Origin of the sequence: Trichocoleus sp. FACHB-591 (genome assembly GCF_014695845.1) — a bacterium.
Taxonomy (GTDB): Bacteria; Cyanobacteriota; Cyanobacteriia; order FACHB-46; family FACHB-46; genus Trichocoleus.
Genome location: NZ_JACJPA010000083.1, coordinates 70,039 through 85,222, shown reverse-complemented (window position 1 = coordinate 85,222; position 15,184 = coordinate 70,039). Strand labels below are relative to the sequence as shown.

The 15,184-nt window shown below is 48.8% G+C and carries 14 protein-coding genes; 10 read left to right on the top strand and 4 right to left on the bottom strand.

What is annotated here, in order from left to right; genetic code table 11:
• Positions 1-96: 96 nt before the first annotated feature.
• The 6 genes from H6F90_RS15220 (at position 97) to H6F90_RS15195 (ending at position 8,239) form a co-directional block, all read left to right on the top strand.
• A complete protein-coding gene (locus H6F90_RS15220) occupies positions 97-2,184 on the top strand; it encodes a PAS domain-containing sensor histidine kinase (protein WP_190553259.1) in 2,088 nt (695 codons plus the stop codon).
• A gap of 29 nt (positions 2,185-2,213) precedes the next feature.
• Complete coding sequence (locus tag H6F90_RS15215) at positions 2,214-2,660, top strand: response regulator (RefSeq protein WP_190553258.1); 447 nt, start codon at positions 2,214-2,216, stop codon at positions 2,658-2,660.
• Positions 2,661-2,677: 17 nt separating this feature from the next.
• Positions 2,678-4,180, top strand: a complete 1,503-nt coding sequence (locus H6F90_RS15210; RefSeq protein WP_190553257.1) for an ATP-binding protein — start codon at positions 2,678-2,680, stop codon at positions 4,178-4,180.
• Between the two features lie 161 nt (positions 4,181-4,341).
• A complete protein-coding gene (locus H6F90_RS15205) occupies positions 4,342-5,403 on the top strand; it encodes a mannose-1-phosphate guanylyltransferase (RefSeq protein WP_190553256.1) in 1,062 nt (353 codons plus the stop codon).
• 184 nt (positions 5,404-5,587) lie between these two features.
• Entirely contained in the window at positions 5,588-7,237 is a 1,650-nt protein-coding gene (locus H6F90_RS15200) for an AarF/ABC1/UbiB kinase family protein (RefSeq protein ID WP_190435482.1), read from the top strand.
• A 57-nt stretch (positions 7,238-7,294) separates the two neighbouring features.
• On the top strand, positions 7,295-8,239 hold the full coding sequence (locus tag H6F90_RS15195; RefSeq protein ID WP_199295941.1) for an NADP-dependent oxidoreductase: 945 nt from the start codon (positions 7,295-7,297) through the stop codon (positions 8,237-8,239).
• 482 nt (positions 8,240-8,721) lie between these two features.
• Here the strand turns inward: H6F90_RS15195 and H6F90_RS15190 are convergent, their stop codons facing one another.
• Both H6F90_RS15190 and H6F90_RS15185 read right to left on the bottom strand, forming a co-directional pair.
• The gene (locus H6F90_RS15190; protein ID WP_190553255.1) at positions 8,722-9,921 is read right to left on the bottom strand and encodes a HEPN domain-containing protein; all 1,200 of its coding nucleotides are present in this window, start codon (positions 9,919-9,921) and stop codon (positions 8,722-8,724) included.
• Between the two features lie 313 nt (positions 9,922-10,234).
• Entirely contained in the window at positions 10,235-10,387 is a 153-nt protein-coding gene (locus H6F90_RS15185) for a hypothetical protein (RefSeq protein WP_190553254.1), read from the bottom strand.
• Between H6F90_RS15185 and H6F90_RS15180 the strand changes: the two genes are divergently transcribed.
• Both H6F90_RS15180 and H6F90_RS15175 read left to right on the top strand, forming a co-directional pair.
• Positions 10,386-11,573, top strand: a complete 1,188-nt coding sequence (locus H6F90_RS15180) for a class I SAM-dependent rRNA methyltransferase (protein WP_190553253.1) — start codon at positions 10,386-10,388, stop codon at positions 11,571-11,573. The two genes, H6F90_RS15185 and H6F90_RS15180, sit on opposite strands and share 2 nt — an antisense overlap.
• Positions 11,574-11,647: 74 nt before the next feature.
• The gene (locus H6F90_RS15175; protein ID WP_190553252.1) at positions 11,648-12,202 is read left to right on the top strand and encodes a GNAT family N-acetyltransferase; all 555 of its coding nucleotides are present in this window, start codon (positions 11,648-11,650) and stop codon (positions 12,200-12,202) included.
• A gap of 105 nt (positions 12,203-12,307) precedes the next feature.
• Here the strand turns inward: H6F90_RS15175 and H6F90_RS15170 are convergent, their stop codons facing one another.
• Both H6F90_RS15170 and H6F90_RS15165 read right to left on the bottom strand, forming a co-directional pair.
• Complete coding sequence (locus H6F90_RS15170) at positions 12,308-12,847, bottom strand: hypothetical protein (protein ID WP_190553251.1); 540 nt, start codon at positions 12,845-12,847, stop codon at positions 12,308-12,310.
• Between the two features lie 182 nt (positions 12,848-13,029).
• Positions 13,030-13,368 (bottom strand): metalloregulator ArsR/SmtB family transcription factor, encoded by a 339-nt coding sequence (locus H6F90_RS15165; protein WP_190553250.1) that lies wholly within the window; start codon positions 13,366-13,368, stop codon positions 13,030-13,032.
• Positions 13,369-13,550: 182 nt separating this feature from the next.
• Here H6F90_RS15165 and trxA point away from each other — a divergent pair, with 182 nt between their 5' ends.
• Together trxA and H6F90_RS15155 are read left to right on the top strand one after the other, a co-directional pair.
• Positions 13,551-13,913 carry a thioredoxin gene (gene trxA / locus H6F90_RS15160; RefSeq protein ID WP_190553249.1) on the top strand — a complete coding sequence of 121 codons (363 nt, stop codon included), beginning with the start codon at positions 13,551-13,553 and terminating at the stop codon, positions 13,911-13,913.
• A gap of 38 nt (positions 13,914-13,951) precedes the next feature.
• Positions 13,952-15,082 (top strand): alkene reductase, encoded by a 1,131-nt coding sequence (locus tag H6F90_RS15155; protein WP_190553248.1) that lies wholly within the window; start codon positions 13,952-13,954, stop codon positions 15,080-15,082.
• Positions 15,083-15,184 lie beyond the last annotated feature (102 nt).

The following is a 15,184-nucleotide window of genomic DNA, read 5'->3' as shown; positions in this document are numbered from 1 at the left end:
ACAGGCATCAACTGCAAGCAGGGAATTTCCGCAAGGTTCTTTTCCCTATCCAAAGGGAAGCGTTGAGAATAGAAGCAAGCCCCTAGGAAAGATGCTATGTCGGAATTTTTTAACGTGTTGCTGGCTTCCAGCGGATTTATGCCTCACGGCCACTGCTACCTCTGGAGACCAGGCTTAGTCGGATTGCATTTAGTTTCAGATGCTCTGATCGCCCTCTCTTATTACTCGATTCCAATCATGTTGGTGTATTTCGTGCATAAGCGCCGAGATATCCCTTTTGACTGGATTTTTTGGATGTTTGGGTTGTTTATTGTTGCTTGTGGCACGACCCACATCATTGACATCTGGACTTTATGGCATCCAGTCTATTGGCTGGCTGGTCTCGTCAAGGCGATCACGGCTTTGGCTTCCGTAGGCACAGCCGCTTCCTTATTTCCCTTACTACCTCAAGCCCTGGCTTTACCCAGCCCCAGTCAACTGGCAGCCGTGAACCTGGCTTTGTCGAATGAAGTGACGGAGCGCAAGCAGGCAGAAGCTTGTGTGCGAACCTTGAATGCCGAGCTAGAGCAACGAGTAGATGAACGGACCGCGACCCTCCTGCAATTGAACGAACAGCTGAAAAATGAAATTGCTGAGCGTAGCCGAGTTGAAATAGAGTTGCGGCGATCGCTCAAAGAGTTATCGGATATTAAATTTGCCCTAGATAAAGCCGCGATCGTCGCGACAACAGACCACCACGGCACCATCAACTATGTCAATGACAAGTTCTGTGAGCTGTCGAAATACTCTAAAGCCGAGTTGCTAGGCCAAAACCACCGCATTATTAATTCGGGGCATCATTCTTCGCTGTTTTTTCAAGTTCTTTGGGCCACGATTAGCAGTGGCAAAGTGTGGCACGGGGAAATTCAGAATCGCGCTAAGGATGGTAGCGACTACTGGGTCGATACGACCATCGTGCCGTTTCTAGACCAGGCGGGTAAACCTTTTCAATATCTGGCAATCCGCTTCGACGTCACCGAGCGCAAACAGGCAGAAATCGCCTTGTGGGAAAGTAAAGAGCGCTTTCGTTTGCTTGTAGAAGGTGTGCAAGACTACGCCATTGTGATGCTGAGTGCTGATGGTCAAGTCGCCAGTTGGAACAGTGGTGCAGAGCGAATTCTGGGTTACCAAGCCCCGGACATCATTGGTCAATCACTGTCTCGCTTTTACCCGGATGCCAGCAACTCGCACGCTAAGGCCCAGCAAGAAATACAGCTTGCTACTACAACAGGCCGTTTTGAAGAAGAAGGGTGGCGCATGCGCCAAGATGGGTCACAGTTTTGGGCTCACGTCATCCTCACCGCCCTGCATGACCGCACTGGCCAACTACGGGGCTTCTCTAAGGTGACTCACGACATTACCGATCGCAAGCGGGCAGAGCAAGAAATCAAAGCACTCAATCAGGAACTTGAGCAACGGGTGATGGAGCGCACCACCCAACTGGCAGCCATTAACCAAGAGCTGGAAGCCTTTGCTTACTCGGTGTCGCACGACTTACGGGCTCCCTTGCGGAGTATTGATGGCTTTAGCCAAACGTTGCTAGAGCGCCATGCGGAGCAGCTAGATGCTAAAGGTCAACATTATTTGCAACGAGTCCGGGCAGGCACTCAGCGGATGGGACAACTGATTGATGATTTGCTGAATCTGTCGCGAGTCACGCGCAGCGAAATGAGTTGGCAACCCGTAGACTTAAGCGCGATCGCCCAATCTATTGCTACCGAGATCCAGCAGGGCCAACCAGAGCGGCAAGTCGAATTTGCGATCGCCCCTGACCTAATGGCCTATGGTGACACTCAACTGCTAACGATTGTGCTCGACAACTTACTCAGAAACGCCTGGAAGTTTACTTCCAAACATTCTCAAGCCTGGATTGAGTTTGGAGCCTTACCATTAGAAGGAATTACACCTGTTTACTTCGTGCGGGACGATGGCACTGGTTTTGATATGGAGTATGCTCACAAGTTGTTTGGAGCTTTCCAGCGATTGCATGCCATGACCGAATTTCCTGGCACTGGCATTGGCTTAGCCACTGTGCAGCGAATTATTCACCGACATGGAGGCAAGGTGTGGGCCGAGGGAGCCGTAGAGCAGGGAGCTTGCTTTTACTTTACGCTGGTCCCAGAAAGCGATCGCACCTCCCTTTGAGATCTACAGAGCCATCTAAAACGACTGCCATGCTCAAAAAAAGAATATTACTTGTAGAAGACAATCCAGACGATGAAGAGTTAACTTTATTGGCATTTGAAGATTGCCAGATTGCCAACGAAGTCATTGTCAAGCGGGATGGAGCCGAAGCGCTAGATTACTTATTGGGTCAGGGAATCTACAGCGATCGCCATCTGTATCCCATGCCATCCTTAGTTTTGCTGGACTTGAAGCTGCCTAAAATCGATGGTTTGGAAGTGTTGCGCCGTCTTCGCAGTGAGGCTCGTACCAAAGTTTTGCCCATCATTATCTTGACGACCTCGAAAGAGGAGCAAGACTTGATTAACAGTTACAGCTTAGGGTGCAACAGTTACATCCGAAAACCCGTGGACTTTAATCAATTTATGGAGGCGATTCGCCAACTGGGTGTTTATTGGTTACTGATCAATGAAACGCCGCAAATCCGAGAACTTTAATCTGACGGGAGCACATCATGGGTCAGATCTTGCGAGCTTTGATTGTGGAGGATTCTGAAGATGACACAGAGTTGTTGGTGTTGGAATTGGAGCAACAGGGTTACGACCCCATTTACGAGCGGGTAGATACTGCGAAGGCGATGCAGGCCGCTCTGGATCGAGCCCCTTGGGATGTGATTATTTGCGACTACTCTATGCCCCAGTTCAGTGCTCCGGCGGCTTTAGCTTTGTTGCAAAGCAGAGACTTGGATATCCCCTTCATTATTGTCTCCGGCACCATTGGTGAGGATATTGCGGTGGCTGCCATGAAAGCGGGGGCACATGATTATTTGATTAAAGGAAATTTGGTGCGGCTAGTGCCTGCGATCGCGCGAGAACTGCGGGAAGCCCAAGAGCGCCAAGCGCGGCGAGCCGCCCAGAAAGCTTTGCGAGAAAATGAAGAACGCTTTCGGTCACTGATTGAAAATGCCCTCGATCTGATCGTGGTTTTAGCGATTGATGGCACGATTCAATACACTAGTCCTTCCAGTAAAACCTTGTTTGGCTATGAATCAGAGGCGATCGCCGCCACCAATATTTTCAAATACCTGCATCCGGAAGATATCTCTCATGTGCGGCAGACCTTTCAAAATGTGATTGCTCAGCCTGGAGTGACTGCAACGGCGGAATTTCGCTGCCACCATCAAGATGGCTCTTGGCGGCTGTTAGAAGCCAGTGGTAAACATTTTGTTGAGCCCAGCGGCACGACTCGGATTATTGTGAATGCGCGAGACAGCACCGAACGCAGACAAGCTGAGGAGATGCGAAAAGCGCTGGAAACGGAGAAAGAACTTAGTGAATTACGCTCTCGGTTCTATTCCATGATGTCTCATGAATTTCGTAGCCCCCTCACCGCCATTCAAATGACCGCCCAACTGATGCGAGATCATTCTCAGGCTTTTGAGGTCAATAAGCAGAAAGAATGTTTTCAACGAATTCTGAACGCGACGAAACGCCTAGGGCATTTAGTGGATGATGTTTTAGTCATCGGCAAGGCTGAATCTGGTAAGTTTCAATTCGCACCTGTCCCTCTAGATTTGAGCGCCTTTTGTCAAGAACTAATCACGGAGTTTCAACTAACCAGTGGCAAGGAGCATCAAATTGTTTTTAGTTATGAGGGAGATGGCTCAGATGCGGAGATAGATGAGGAGATATTGCGCCATGTCCTGAGCAACTTGCTCGCCAATGCCATCAAATACTCGCCTGCAAACACCAAGATTCAGTTTGAGTTGCAGCAAAAGCGTGATGTCGCCATCATCCAAGTTCAAGATCAAGGAATAGGTATCCCTCCTGAAGATTTACCCCACTTGTTTGAACCTTTTCATCGTGCCAGTAATGTGGATCGGATTCCAGGGACAGGTCTAGGTTTAGCGATCGCCAAAAAATTCACGGAGTTGCAAGGTGGCATCATTACAGCTACCAGTGAGCTGGGTGTAGGCACTAACTTTATCGTCACCCTGCCGCTCCAAGCCCAATTGTGAGGAATTGAAGAATTTTGCGATCAATAGAGTTTATCCCTAGTTCTGTTTCACAACTTAGACTATGTTGGCAGTATCACTCATTCTGATAGCGGCACTCTCATTTCTTCGTTGTCAGCTTTGCGGTGAAACGTAGACTGTTAATCCAGAAACTAATCTAAGCAATGAGCAATTCCCTCATCCCCGTGATTCTGGCTGGTGGCAAAGGTGAACGCTTCTGGCCCCTAAGCCGCAAGCTACGACCCAAGCAATTTCTGAGTTTAGATGGCAGTGGTAAAAGCCTGTTGCAAGCCACAGCCGATCGCTTGTTGCCTTTAGCTGGAGGTTGGGAAAATCTCTGGGTGGTTACTGCTTCCCACTTAGCTGATGGGGTGAAGGAACAACTTCCCGATCTCCCCCCTGAAAACTTGTTGGTAGAGTCGGAAGGTCGCGATACTGCCCCGGCGGTGGCTTGGAGCACTTTGGAAATCGCTCGGCGCTATGGAGAAGATGCCGTAGTGGGCTTCTTTCCGGCTGATCACTGGATTGATGATCAAGCTACGTTTGAGCAAACGCTGAGCGCGGCTACGGAACTCGCAACGCAACAAGATGCGATCGTGACTTTAGGGATTAAACCCAATGCTCCTTCCACCGGGTACGGCTACATTGAGCAGGGAGAACCCGCTGGCAGCTATGCAGGCTTTCCCGCTTACCGAGTCGATCGCTTTACGGAAAAGCCCGATCGCGAAACCGCAGAAACATTTCTCGCCAGTGGTCGCTTCAGTTGGAACAGCGGCATGTTTGTCTTCCGGGCAGGAGTGACCCTAAATGAACTCCGAGTGCATGCCCCAGAGCTGATGCACCTGCTAGAACAACAAGGCCCCAGCGCTTATCCTCAGTTGCCCAAGAAGAGCATTGACTATGCGCTGATGGAGAAGACCCAAAAGGCTTATGTTTTACCTGTTGGATTTGGTTGGGATGATTTAGGAGATTGGACGGCGATCGAGCGCTTGCTCAAAGGAGATAAAGCTAACGTCGAGTTGGCGACCCATGTGGGCTTGGACACCCAGGGAGCCATTCTTTACGCCAGCAATACTGAGGATGTGATCGTCACGATTGGTCTGGAAGATGTGGTGGTGGTGCGAGATGGCAACGTCACCTTAATTGTCAAAAAAGACCGCACCCAGGAAATTAAGCAAGCCCTTGGTCAGCTACGCGATCGCCCCGATCTAGAACACCTACTCTAGAACATCTACTTTAGACCTTGCCTGCTGGAATCTCTCCCTTGGGGGACTTGGCGAACTGAGGCGTTAGGCGTTAGAAGAGAGTCAGTGAACGCAGCAGTGCCAGTGGATAGGGTTTCTAGCTCTGGCTATGAGCGATCGCGGCTCACTGACTCATGCCCCCTGACCTCACCCCCTAGGAAGTCCCGTGTTTTTAGCGCAAACCAGCTCCCGTCAGCGAGAAATTATTGAAGTAGTCCTCCGCAACGGCTGGGACTTCATGCGGCGCTTGCTGACCGGAGGCAAGGCGGATGAGCCAAAATTGCCACCTCCTGCCGTCCTGCGGAATATTTTGGTAGATTTAGGCCCTGTTTATGTCAAGCTTGGTCAGCTCCTCAGCACTCGCCCTGACTTGCTTCCCGCTGAGTACATTGAGGAACTCTCTACCCTGCAAGACGAAGTGCCTCCCGTTGCTTGGCCCGCGATTGAGATGGTGATTCGGCAAGCCATCCGCAGGCCGCTAGATGAAGTGTTTGCCACCATTGATGCAGTCCCCGTCGCTGCGGGTTCGATCGCCCAAACCCATCATGCGACGTTGATCGATGGTCGGGAAGTGGCTCTCAAAGTCCAGCGTCCTGGTTTGGAAGCGGTGATTAGGCAAGATATTGCCTTGATTCGGGGCATGGCAGATTTGGCCGCTCGTACCGAGTTAGGTAAAGAGTACGACATTGTGGCGATCGCCGAAGAATTTACCAATGCGCTGCAAGCAGAATTAGATTTTTGCCAGGAAGCCAGCTACACCGACCAACTGCGCCGCAATCTCTCTAAGAGCCGCTGGTTTGATCCTGCGCGCCTCGTGATTCCAGAAATCAACTGGGACTTAACCACAGAGAAGCTACTGGTGATGCAGTGGTTGGATGGTGTACCGTTGCTGTCTGCCGAGATTCGCCCCAGCGCGGATACGATCATTCCTGAAGAAGAACGACGACAAATTACGGTTTTGTTGTTTCGCGTATTCTTCCAGCAACTCTACATTGATGGCTTCTTTCACGCTGATCCTCACCCCGGAAATCTGTTTTATCTCAAAGATGGCCGAGTCGCGATTTTAGACTGCGGCATGATGGGACGATTAGATCCACGCACCCAGCAGATTTTGACCGAGATGATCTTGGCGATTTCGGATATGGATTCCCAGCGGTGTGTGCAACTCACCATCCAACTAGGGACTTCCGGACAGAGCGGAGTGAATATGGCCCGCTTGGAAACCGACTACGATCGCATGTTGCGGAAGTATGCCAATGTCAATCTCTCAGAAATCAACTTCAGTCAAGTGTTCTACGAGATTCTGCAAACCGCCCGTAACAATAAAGTTCGTTTCCCTAGCAACCTAGGACTGTATGCCAAAGCGCTCGCCAATTTGGAAGGAGTCGCTAGGCAATTTGATCCAGAAATCAATTTGCTAGAACAAATTAAACCGCTAATTACTGATCTGTTTCGACGACAGTTAATTGGCGATCAACCCCTGCAAGCTTTACTCCGCACCGCTCTAGATATCAAAAGCCTCTCCCTGCAATCTCCGCGCCAAATTGAACTGCTGCTCGATCGCGTCACTTCCGAAACCCTAAAGTGGAATCTGACTATCCGTGATCTCGACCCTCTGCGTCGCAGCATGGACGACTCCGCCAACCGTCTCTCTTTTAGTATCCTTGTGGGTTGCTTGACGATTGGGGCAGCGATCATCTCCTCCAATGCCCCCACAGGTAGCCTTTCTCAACTCAGCATTGGCTTATTCGTCGTTGCCAGTTTTCTAGGGCTTTGGCTCGTTGTTAGTATCCTAAGGTCAGGGAGATTGCGGTAGGCGATCGCACCACAACACCAGGCTCGCTTACACTCAAAAAAATATCTGCGGAAAGTGATGACAAGCATGAAAGCAGTCCGAATTTACGCTTATGGTGGTCCAGAGGTTTTGACCTATGAGGATGTCTCGGTGCCTGCGATCGCCGAGGATGATGTACTGATTCGGGTTCATGCTGCTGCTATCAATCCGGTAGATTGGAAGGTTCGCGAAGGGTATCTGCAAGGTTTTATCGATTATGACTTGCCCTTAACTTTGGGTTGGGATGTCTCTGGGGTTGTAGAAGCAGTTGCCGAGAACGTGACCACCTTCAAACCAGGCGATGAAGTCTACTCTCGCCCTGATATCAAACGAGATGGCGCTTACGCAGAGTACATTGCGGTTAAAGCCTCGGAGGTTGCTTTCAAACCCAAAACTGTTGAGCACATTCATGCAGCGGCTGTGCCTCTGGCTGGAATTACAGCCTGGCACTGTCTGTTTGAATCGGCTGGATTAAGCGCTGGACAGCGAGTTTTAATTCACGCAGCGGCAGGTGGAGTTGGCAGCTATGCAGTTCAGTTTGCTCGCTGGAAAGGGGCACATGTGATTGGCACTGCTTCGGCTCGGAATCAAGACTTTTTGTTCCAGTTGGGAGCGGATGAAATCATTGATTACCAAACCACTCAGTTTGAGGATGTTGTCGAACCTGTAGATGTCGTGTTCGACACGGTTGGGGGTGAGGTGCAAGAGCGTTCTTGGCAGGTAGTCAAGCCAGGCGGCATCCTAGTTTCGGTCGTTTCTCCCCCACCTGAAGAAAAAGCTGCGGCTCACCAGTGTCGGAGTGCTTATGTTTTCATTCAGCCCAGAGCTGATTGGCTAACCGAAATAGCACAACTGATTGATTCGGGGCAGGTGAAGCCGATCGTTGAAACAGTGCTACCTCTGAGCCAAGCAGTTGTAGCGCACAAGCTAAGCGAAGGTGGGCATACACGCGGCAAAATTGTGTTGCAGGTAGCCACAGCTTGATCGTTAGCGTTTCTAGCGCTCCGGGAATAATACAGCCACGAATTCGGCCTATGGCTATTTTGCTACTGTTTATTCTTAAGAGTTTTCTATGCCTTACCAAGACATCAACGTAACCTTATCGGACGCAGATCTCAAAGAAATTCGTCAAGCGATCGCTCGTGAAAATGGTACTTGCTATCAATGTCCTAGAATTTATGCGTAGGGCTATATTCCGGCGATTGCCTTATGGAATGGGTTTTAGAACAGCAGGTGCTGTTTGATGCGCTGTACTACTATAGGGGCAATCCCCATCCACATTTGTTACAGCTCTCAGCATGGGCAGAGATTCGGGGATTTTATAAATGGGAGTACCCTTATAAGAAAAGGCATTTAGAAATGGATTGATCAACTAAGTTAATTAGTTTTGTCAAGGCTTATGATTGCTTCAAGCTCAATAACTTGACCTCTTAATTGCTACTTGCCAAAACTGATCATTTGAATCATTAAGTGCCAGGCTGCGAATCATCTTTGGAGTAATAAGTGCGAAGCTGCTTGTCTACTTCTCTTAAAAAACGTTTGACTTCGGCAGCCAAAGACTTAATATCATCATGACCAATTTTACGATGATTCCCATCATTATTATTTTTCCCATTTCTATGAACGATATCATGACGAATTGCTATTGCTTTGTTTATTCTTTTGGTTGAGTCTTTGGGAAACTCTACACCTAGGCTTGCTTTATACAAAGCTTCTACTTTGGGTAAATTATGAAAAGATAATGCGGTTAGGTAATCAGTGACCTCACCCTTCAAACCATCCATCTTTATAAAAATATCGCTTAAGCTTATCTTTTGATTTTGAAACTCTTTAGTTGTTTCTACAAATCTTCTTAATCTTTCTTCTTTTGAAAGTACAATTTTGATAAAAGCGTCAGAGAGATAGCTCTCCATGGCAGTGATGATATTTGCATAAAGCATTCTGTTTAATGGTTCTTCCAATTCGCTTTTGAGTGTGTAAGGACCGTCAGTTGAGCGGCTAAGTTTAATAATGTGACTTATAGAAGTCGTAAATTCTTTATAAAAATCCGTACTTAAATTTTCTAAGTAATAGCTATTAATATCTCTATCTTTAGGGATTTTTGACCACTCAAAACATTCAAACTCATCTTCCAATAACTCCACGGCCTTTGATATGACGTTGGGAGATACAAAGCCCCAAAATTTATTCTTTATGACATCAAGTGCTAAGAAAGGGCCATCAAAATCTGCTATATATTCGTTGTCTTCAAAACTACTGAAACTGCGATCATAAAGAGGCTCATATTCCGACAAGAACCATTCTTTAATGGATTTAACTGTTGGATAGAATGTGGTTCCAGTAGTTTGGACGTTCTCATTCTGATTTTTTTCGGCATTAGAATCTAGTTCCTCTCCAATAAACTCAGGTTCCGACAAGTAGAAATATTTACCCTCATCGTTTATGAAGAAGTACTTTGTTTTTGAATAGGAGTTTTTTTGCTCAAGTCCTTTGCAATGTTTTCTGATCTGTCCTTTGACAATGTGCAAAGGATCTACGGCTCCGAAGGTATATAGCTTATCCCGTAGAATTGCTTCATAAATCTCCTCAGGAAACATTGGATGGGCGTGCTTTGTCATCACCTCTTTTATCGCTTGTACAATTGTTCTCCTGTCTTTTTTGCTCATACAATTCAAGAATTATTTGTAACTACTAAAACGATTTAAAACCAACTACTCATTTACCGCTTTTTCGTTCCACCTGTTTAGAGCGTACAGTAGCTTGTATGAGCTTAACTTGATACAGGTCAACATTTTTACGCCATACTACTGGATGTTCCTTCAATTCGGCACACTGTTTTTCTAGGCACTTCTGTCGCACTTCCGTCAACCTCAGCGATCGCGAATGGCTTCTACTTCCTTCGCCACATGCCAGATGTAGAATAGCTAAAGAGGTTATACAAACCCTATGGCTGCCACCCTTACCCTACAAATTCCAGACCTAATCTATCAGCGGTTGGTCAATACTGCTAACGCAACCGGGCGATCGCTCCAACACTAGATCCAGAATCGATACTTGAGCGATCGCACCTGTATAGTTGAAAAGGACTATTTTAGGCGCAGCGACAAGAAACGGCTGTTTAACTGAGATCATGGCAAAGCTGCCCCACATTCAACTTCCCACTGCGCTCAAAGAGCGGCTCCTCCAAGGGCATCCTTGGGTTTACCGTAACCATGTCCCGTCGAATCTGCACTTCCCCTCTGGAACTTGGGTGCGCGCGCGTTGTGGCAACTGGACAGGCTATGGTCTGTGGGATACCAATGGCCCGATCGCGATTCGGATTTTTTCAGAAGAGCAAGTTCCAGATCCACGATGGCTCCGGGAACAAGTACAGGCAGCCTGGGACTTACGCTCTCCCCTCCGAGACAAAGGTTGTACGGCGTATCGGTGGTTGTTTGGGGAAGGAGATGGCCTGCCAGGGATCACAGTGGATCTCTACAACGACTTTGCCGTAGTGCAAACTTACATGGAAGGAGCGGCTGTGCTGCTCGATTGGCTAGTGGATGCGCTCAAAGCTGCCAAACCGCTACAAGGCATTTTCCTCCGCACTCAACATAGAGCCTCTGATGAAGCGACTGATAATAAACCTGATAGCAAGATAGAACGGCTGTGGGGCCAAGCTGCACCGGATGATTTGGTGGTGAAAGAGCACGGGCTATCGTTTCAGGTAAATTTATATTCTGGGCAAAAGACGGGACTATTTTTAGACCATCGCGAAAACCGCCGCTTTGTCCAAGACTTGAGCCAAGGACGTGAGGTGCTGAACTGCTTCGCTTACACCGGAGCCTTCTCGTTATATGCCCTGCGCGGCAAAGCCCAACACGTTACCAGCGTAGACATTGGCAAGGGGTTGGCGGAAGCGGCAGATACCAATATTGCGCTCAATGGTTTAGACCCCGATCGCCACACCTTTGTCACGCAAGATTGTTTCAATCTGCTCAATAGCTACGCAGAACAAAAGCGCTTTTTTGATTTGGTGATTCTTGACCCGCCCAGTTTTGCCAAGAGTAAGCAAAATCGTCATGCTGCCCAAAGAGCTTATGTCAAACTCAATGCGTTCGCTCTGCGCTGTGTGGCTCCTAGTGGTTTATTGGTCAGCGGAAGTTGTACGAGCCAAGTTAGCCCAGAGGCATTTAAGGAAGCGATCGCGGCAGCAGGAGCTTCAGCAGGGCGACGCGTGCAAATCATCCATGAAGCGGGTCAACCCCTCGATCATCCGGTTCCTGCTCATTTCCCCGAAGGACGCTATCTCAAGTTTGTGGTGGGGCGAGTGAGATAACTAGGAAGTCAAGTAACGGCTGAAGTTCAGAATTCTGTTCGCGATCGCCCTCGGGCTACGGTAGAAGAAAAACGATGGAGATCGTCACTAAAAGATTTCTACTACGAGACTTTATCCAGGAGGATGAGCCTGCTTTTATGGCTTATCATGCCGATCCAAGATATGCCGAATTCTGTGCGCCCGAAGAGGTGACACCCAACCGAACCCGTGAATTGCTCCACCTGTTCAGTCAGTGGGCAGCCGAATCTCCCCGTCGCAACTATCAGCTTGCCATCCGCGATCGCCGAAAATTGCATGAGCTGATTGGCTGCGGTGGACTGCGACGTGAAGGTTATGGTGCTGATCAAGCAGAACTAGGGATTGAGTTAGCTCCCCAGTTTTGGGGACGTTATGCCTACGCAATCGAGATTGCCCAAGCCTTGATTCAGTTTGGCTTCCGTGATTTGGGATTAAAAGAGATTTGGGGTGTTTCTGTGAGTGCAAACTTGCGAGTCACCCGTTTAGCCCAACGGTATGGGTTTGTTGAAGTTGGCCCACGTCCTAGCCCTGGTTGGATGACTGCGCGGGGATGGAGTCAAACTGAATGGCAACTGACGCGGGAAGCGTGGGAGCATTTATCAGCCGTCTGACTAGCAGATGGCAGCGGGTGAAATTGAGGATGTAGTTATACCCAAAGTTTAGCGAATGGCTACCTAAGCCTAGGTTTACCATTCGCTAAAAGCGATCGCTTGATTCTACTTGCGATCGGCAGCAGCTTGACGAGAGATAGCGACAAAAGCAGCAAAAGGATACTCAATTAAAACAGGATCTTCAGGGACAAAGCGCCCTTTCAGAGGTGCCTTTTGACCCAACCCCTGCAAAGAGGCGATCGCGATGGGAGCTTTCAGTTTCTCTAATTCTTGCACTTCCCAGTAAATCGCCCAAGTCGGTCTCGCTCCAGCAGTAGATTGGGGACGAAACATCGATTTGCCTGGGTAACGGCCATTGCGAGAAGGCACATGCCCAATGTAACGGGCCCGCCACCAAACTTCAGGATTTAATGGCTGATCTCCTTGAGCCTCAGAAGCGTAAATTAACACTTCGACCGCGCGTTCTTTGCGAAGCTCATCCGCTTTCCGAATGACTTCAAAGGCCATACTACCAAAAGCCACCTTGGGCAACCCTTCGTTTGTGACTTCATCTAAGTTGAGTTGAGCAGCGATCGCTTCTAGTCCCGAAGGCAGGTGAATTTCCGGGACAGGAGCAAGAATCGCAAACGTGCGTGTCGTCTCCATTCATGCATCTTCTAAGCTTCCTTAAGCATTCTAGGCCGTCTTGCCGCTTCTGGAGATTTTCTCTGAAGCGAGCTAAATAAGATTGCTTGGACTGCTTGGGTGAGTAGGCACAAAACTTGCTGCTACGGAAATACTGTAGTTCAGCCAATTAAAAATTGCGCTAAGAAATCTTTTAATTAGATTTAATTAGAACTATTGGCGTTAGGCAGTCCTTTGATGCTGGCTAAACAGTGGGCGAGTAGGCAGCGATTAAGCGAGCTGTATTTGGTTTGTCCCTCTTTTCTGACTTGGACTAGGCCGCAGTCAACCAAGGTTTTGGAGTGATGGCAGAATAAGGCCAGGCTAATTTCTAGATGGTTGGCGAGTTCGGAGCCGCTCATTTCTACGGACTGAGCTAACAAATCCACAATTCGTAGACGGGTGGGATCGCCAAGAGCTGCAAAGATTTTAGCCCGTTGTTCTGAGTCTAGTTTTAGGAGCGGGGCAGCGCTGCGAGATGAATCAAGGTTGGAGTCGAGCATGGGGCGATCGCAAGGGTAGAACCCCTTTTTATGGCTAATGATTCTACTTCTATCTTAAGGCGTAAAAGCTTTTACTTAAATACTTAAACAAGTACTTGACGATCGAGAATAGGTTGTTTACTATTTAGTTAAATGGTTGTTTAACTACTTGAACTGCAACAACCAACTGGAGGCGTAACGCCATGTCAGATCATTATCAATCCATCAAGCTGACCGACGAAAACTTTGACAGCGAAGTGCTGGCTAGTTCCATGCCCGTGTTAGTAGATTTTTGGGCTCCCTGGTGTGGGCCTTGCCGAATGCTCAGCCCCATTGTGGAAGAATTAGCCGCAGAGTTTGAGGGGCAGGCAAAGGTAGCCAAGCTCAATGTGGATGACTACGAGCAACTTGCCACGCAATACAACATCAGCGCTATCCCTACTCTCATTTTCTTCCAAGATGGTCATGCCGTTGACCAAGTGAGTGGAGTGGTGCGTATGCAAGTCTTGGCAGATAAGCTCAACGCCCTGTTACACCGCGATCGCGCTTCTCATTCCGCTGCCTAACTTCGTTGATTTTCAGGAATCTCAGGGAGATTTTGTTCATGAGTGCCAATGTTGATCTGCTCTCTCCGGTAAAGCTCGGTCCGTACGAATTGCCGAATCGCTTAGTAATGGCTCCGCTAACTCGCAATCGGGCGAGCGCAGGATATGTACCTGGAGCCTTAATCGCGACTTACTACGCTCAGCGAGCTTCGGCAGGTTTGATCATCAGTGAAGCCAGCCAAGTGTCACCGCAGGGTTTGGGATATCCCAGTACTCCTGGGATTTACTCACCAGAACAGGTGGCAGGATGGCGGCTCATCACCGATGCTGTGCATGCCAAGGGAGGTCGGATCTTTCTGCAACTTTGGCACGTGGGACGAATCTCCCATCCTTCTTTGCAACCTGATGGAGCGTTGCCTGTAGCTCCTTCCGCGATCGCCCCTACAGGACAAGCTTCTACCTACGAAGGGATGCAGCCCTTTGTCACGCCCCGCGCTCTAGAAACTCATGAGATTCCTGGGATCGTAGAGCAATATCGCCAAGGAGCGCAAAATGCTCTAGAGGCTGGGTTTGATGGCGTAGAAATCCACGCGGCCAATGGTTATCTAATCGATCAGTTTTTGCGAGATGGTACCAACCATCGCACAGACGAATATGGTGGCTCGATTGAAAACCGAGCTAGGTTCCTGCTAGAAGTCACAGCAGCAGTAACGAGTGTATGGGGCGGCGTTGGCGAAGCCTCCCGGAACGGGAATTGCGTTGGAGTTCGTCTCTCTCCCAGCGGTTCCTTCAACAGCATGTCTGACTCTGATCCTGTGGCAACGTTTAGCTATGCGGCTCAAGCGTTAAACCAGTTCAATTTGGCTTATCTACATATTGTGGAACCCAGAGCTGATGAGAACTTTACTGCTGACACACCCGCATCTCGCTTGACCACAGGCTACTTCCGCTCGATCTTCAAAGGCACGCTGATTGCTGCGGGGGGCTACGATCGCGAGAGTGGCAATGCGGCATTAGCCAACGGAGAAGCAGATTTGGTCGCTTATGGCAGACACTTTATTGCCAATCCAGATCTGCCAGAACGCTTTGCTCTCAATGCTCCGCTCAATCCTGCAGATCGCTCTACTTTCTACGGAGGAGATGAGCGGGGCTATATCGATTACCCCACTTTAGCTCTCCAATCTGCCTAAATGCTCTAACTCTAACCAGCGCTTGACCGAAACACTCAACTAACTTCACGCGATCGCCTGATTTAAGCACAGGCGATCGCTTTTTTAGCTTTTTTGGATGTT

Coding starts and splice junctions, on each gene's coding strand:
- H6F90_RS15220 (WP_190553259.1), top strand. CDS start 97: ATGTCGGAATTTTTTAACGTGTTGCTGGCTTCCAGCGGATTTATGCCT.
- H6F90_RS15215 (WP_190553258.1), top strand. CDS start 2,214: ATGCTCAAAAAAAGAATATTACTTGTAGAAGACAATCCAGACGATGAA.
- H6F90_RS15210 (WP_190553257.1), top strand. CDS start 2,678: ATGGGTCAGATCTTGCGAGCTTTGATTGTGGAGGATTCTGAAGATGAC.
- H6F90_RS15205 (WP_190553256.1), top strand. CDS start 4,342: ATGAGCAATTCCCTCATCCCCGTGATTCTGGCTGGTGGCAAAGGTGAA.
- H6F90_RS15195 (WP_199295941.1), top strand. CDS start 7,295: ATGACAAGCATGAAAGCAGTCCGAATTTACGCTTATGGTGGTCCAGAG.
- H6F90_RS15190 (WP_190553255.1), bottom strand. CDS start 9,921: ATGAGCAAAAAAGACAGGAGAACAATTGTACAAGCGATAAAAGAGGTG.
- H6F90_RS15180 (WP_190553253.1), top strand. CDS start 10,386: ATGGCAAAGCTGCCCCACATTCAACTTCCCACTGCGCTCAAAGAGCGG.
- H6F90_RS15185 (WP_190553254.1), bottom strand. CDS start 10,387: ATGATCTCAGTTAAACAGCCGTTTCTTGTCGCTGCGCCTAAAATAGTC.
- H6F90_RS15175 (WP_190553252.1), top strand. CDS start 11,648: ATGGAGATCGTCACTAAAAGATTTCTACTACGAGACTTTATCCAGGAG.
- H6F90_RS15170 (WP_190553251.1), bottom strand. CDS start 12,847: ATGGAGACGACACGCACGTTTGCGATTCTTGCTCCTGTCCCGGAAATT.
- H6F90_RS15165 (WP_190553250.1), bottom strand. CDS start 13,368: ATGCTCGACTCCAACCTTGATTCATCTCGCAGCGCTGCCCCGCTCCTA.
- trxA (WP_190553249.1), top strand. CDS start 13,551: ATGTCAGATCATTATCAATCCATCAAGCTGACCGACGAAAACTTTGAC.
- H6F90_RS15155 (WP_190553248.1), top strand. CDS start 13,952: ATGAGTGCCAATGTTGATCTGCTCTCTCCGGTAAAGCTCGGTCCGTAC.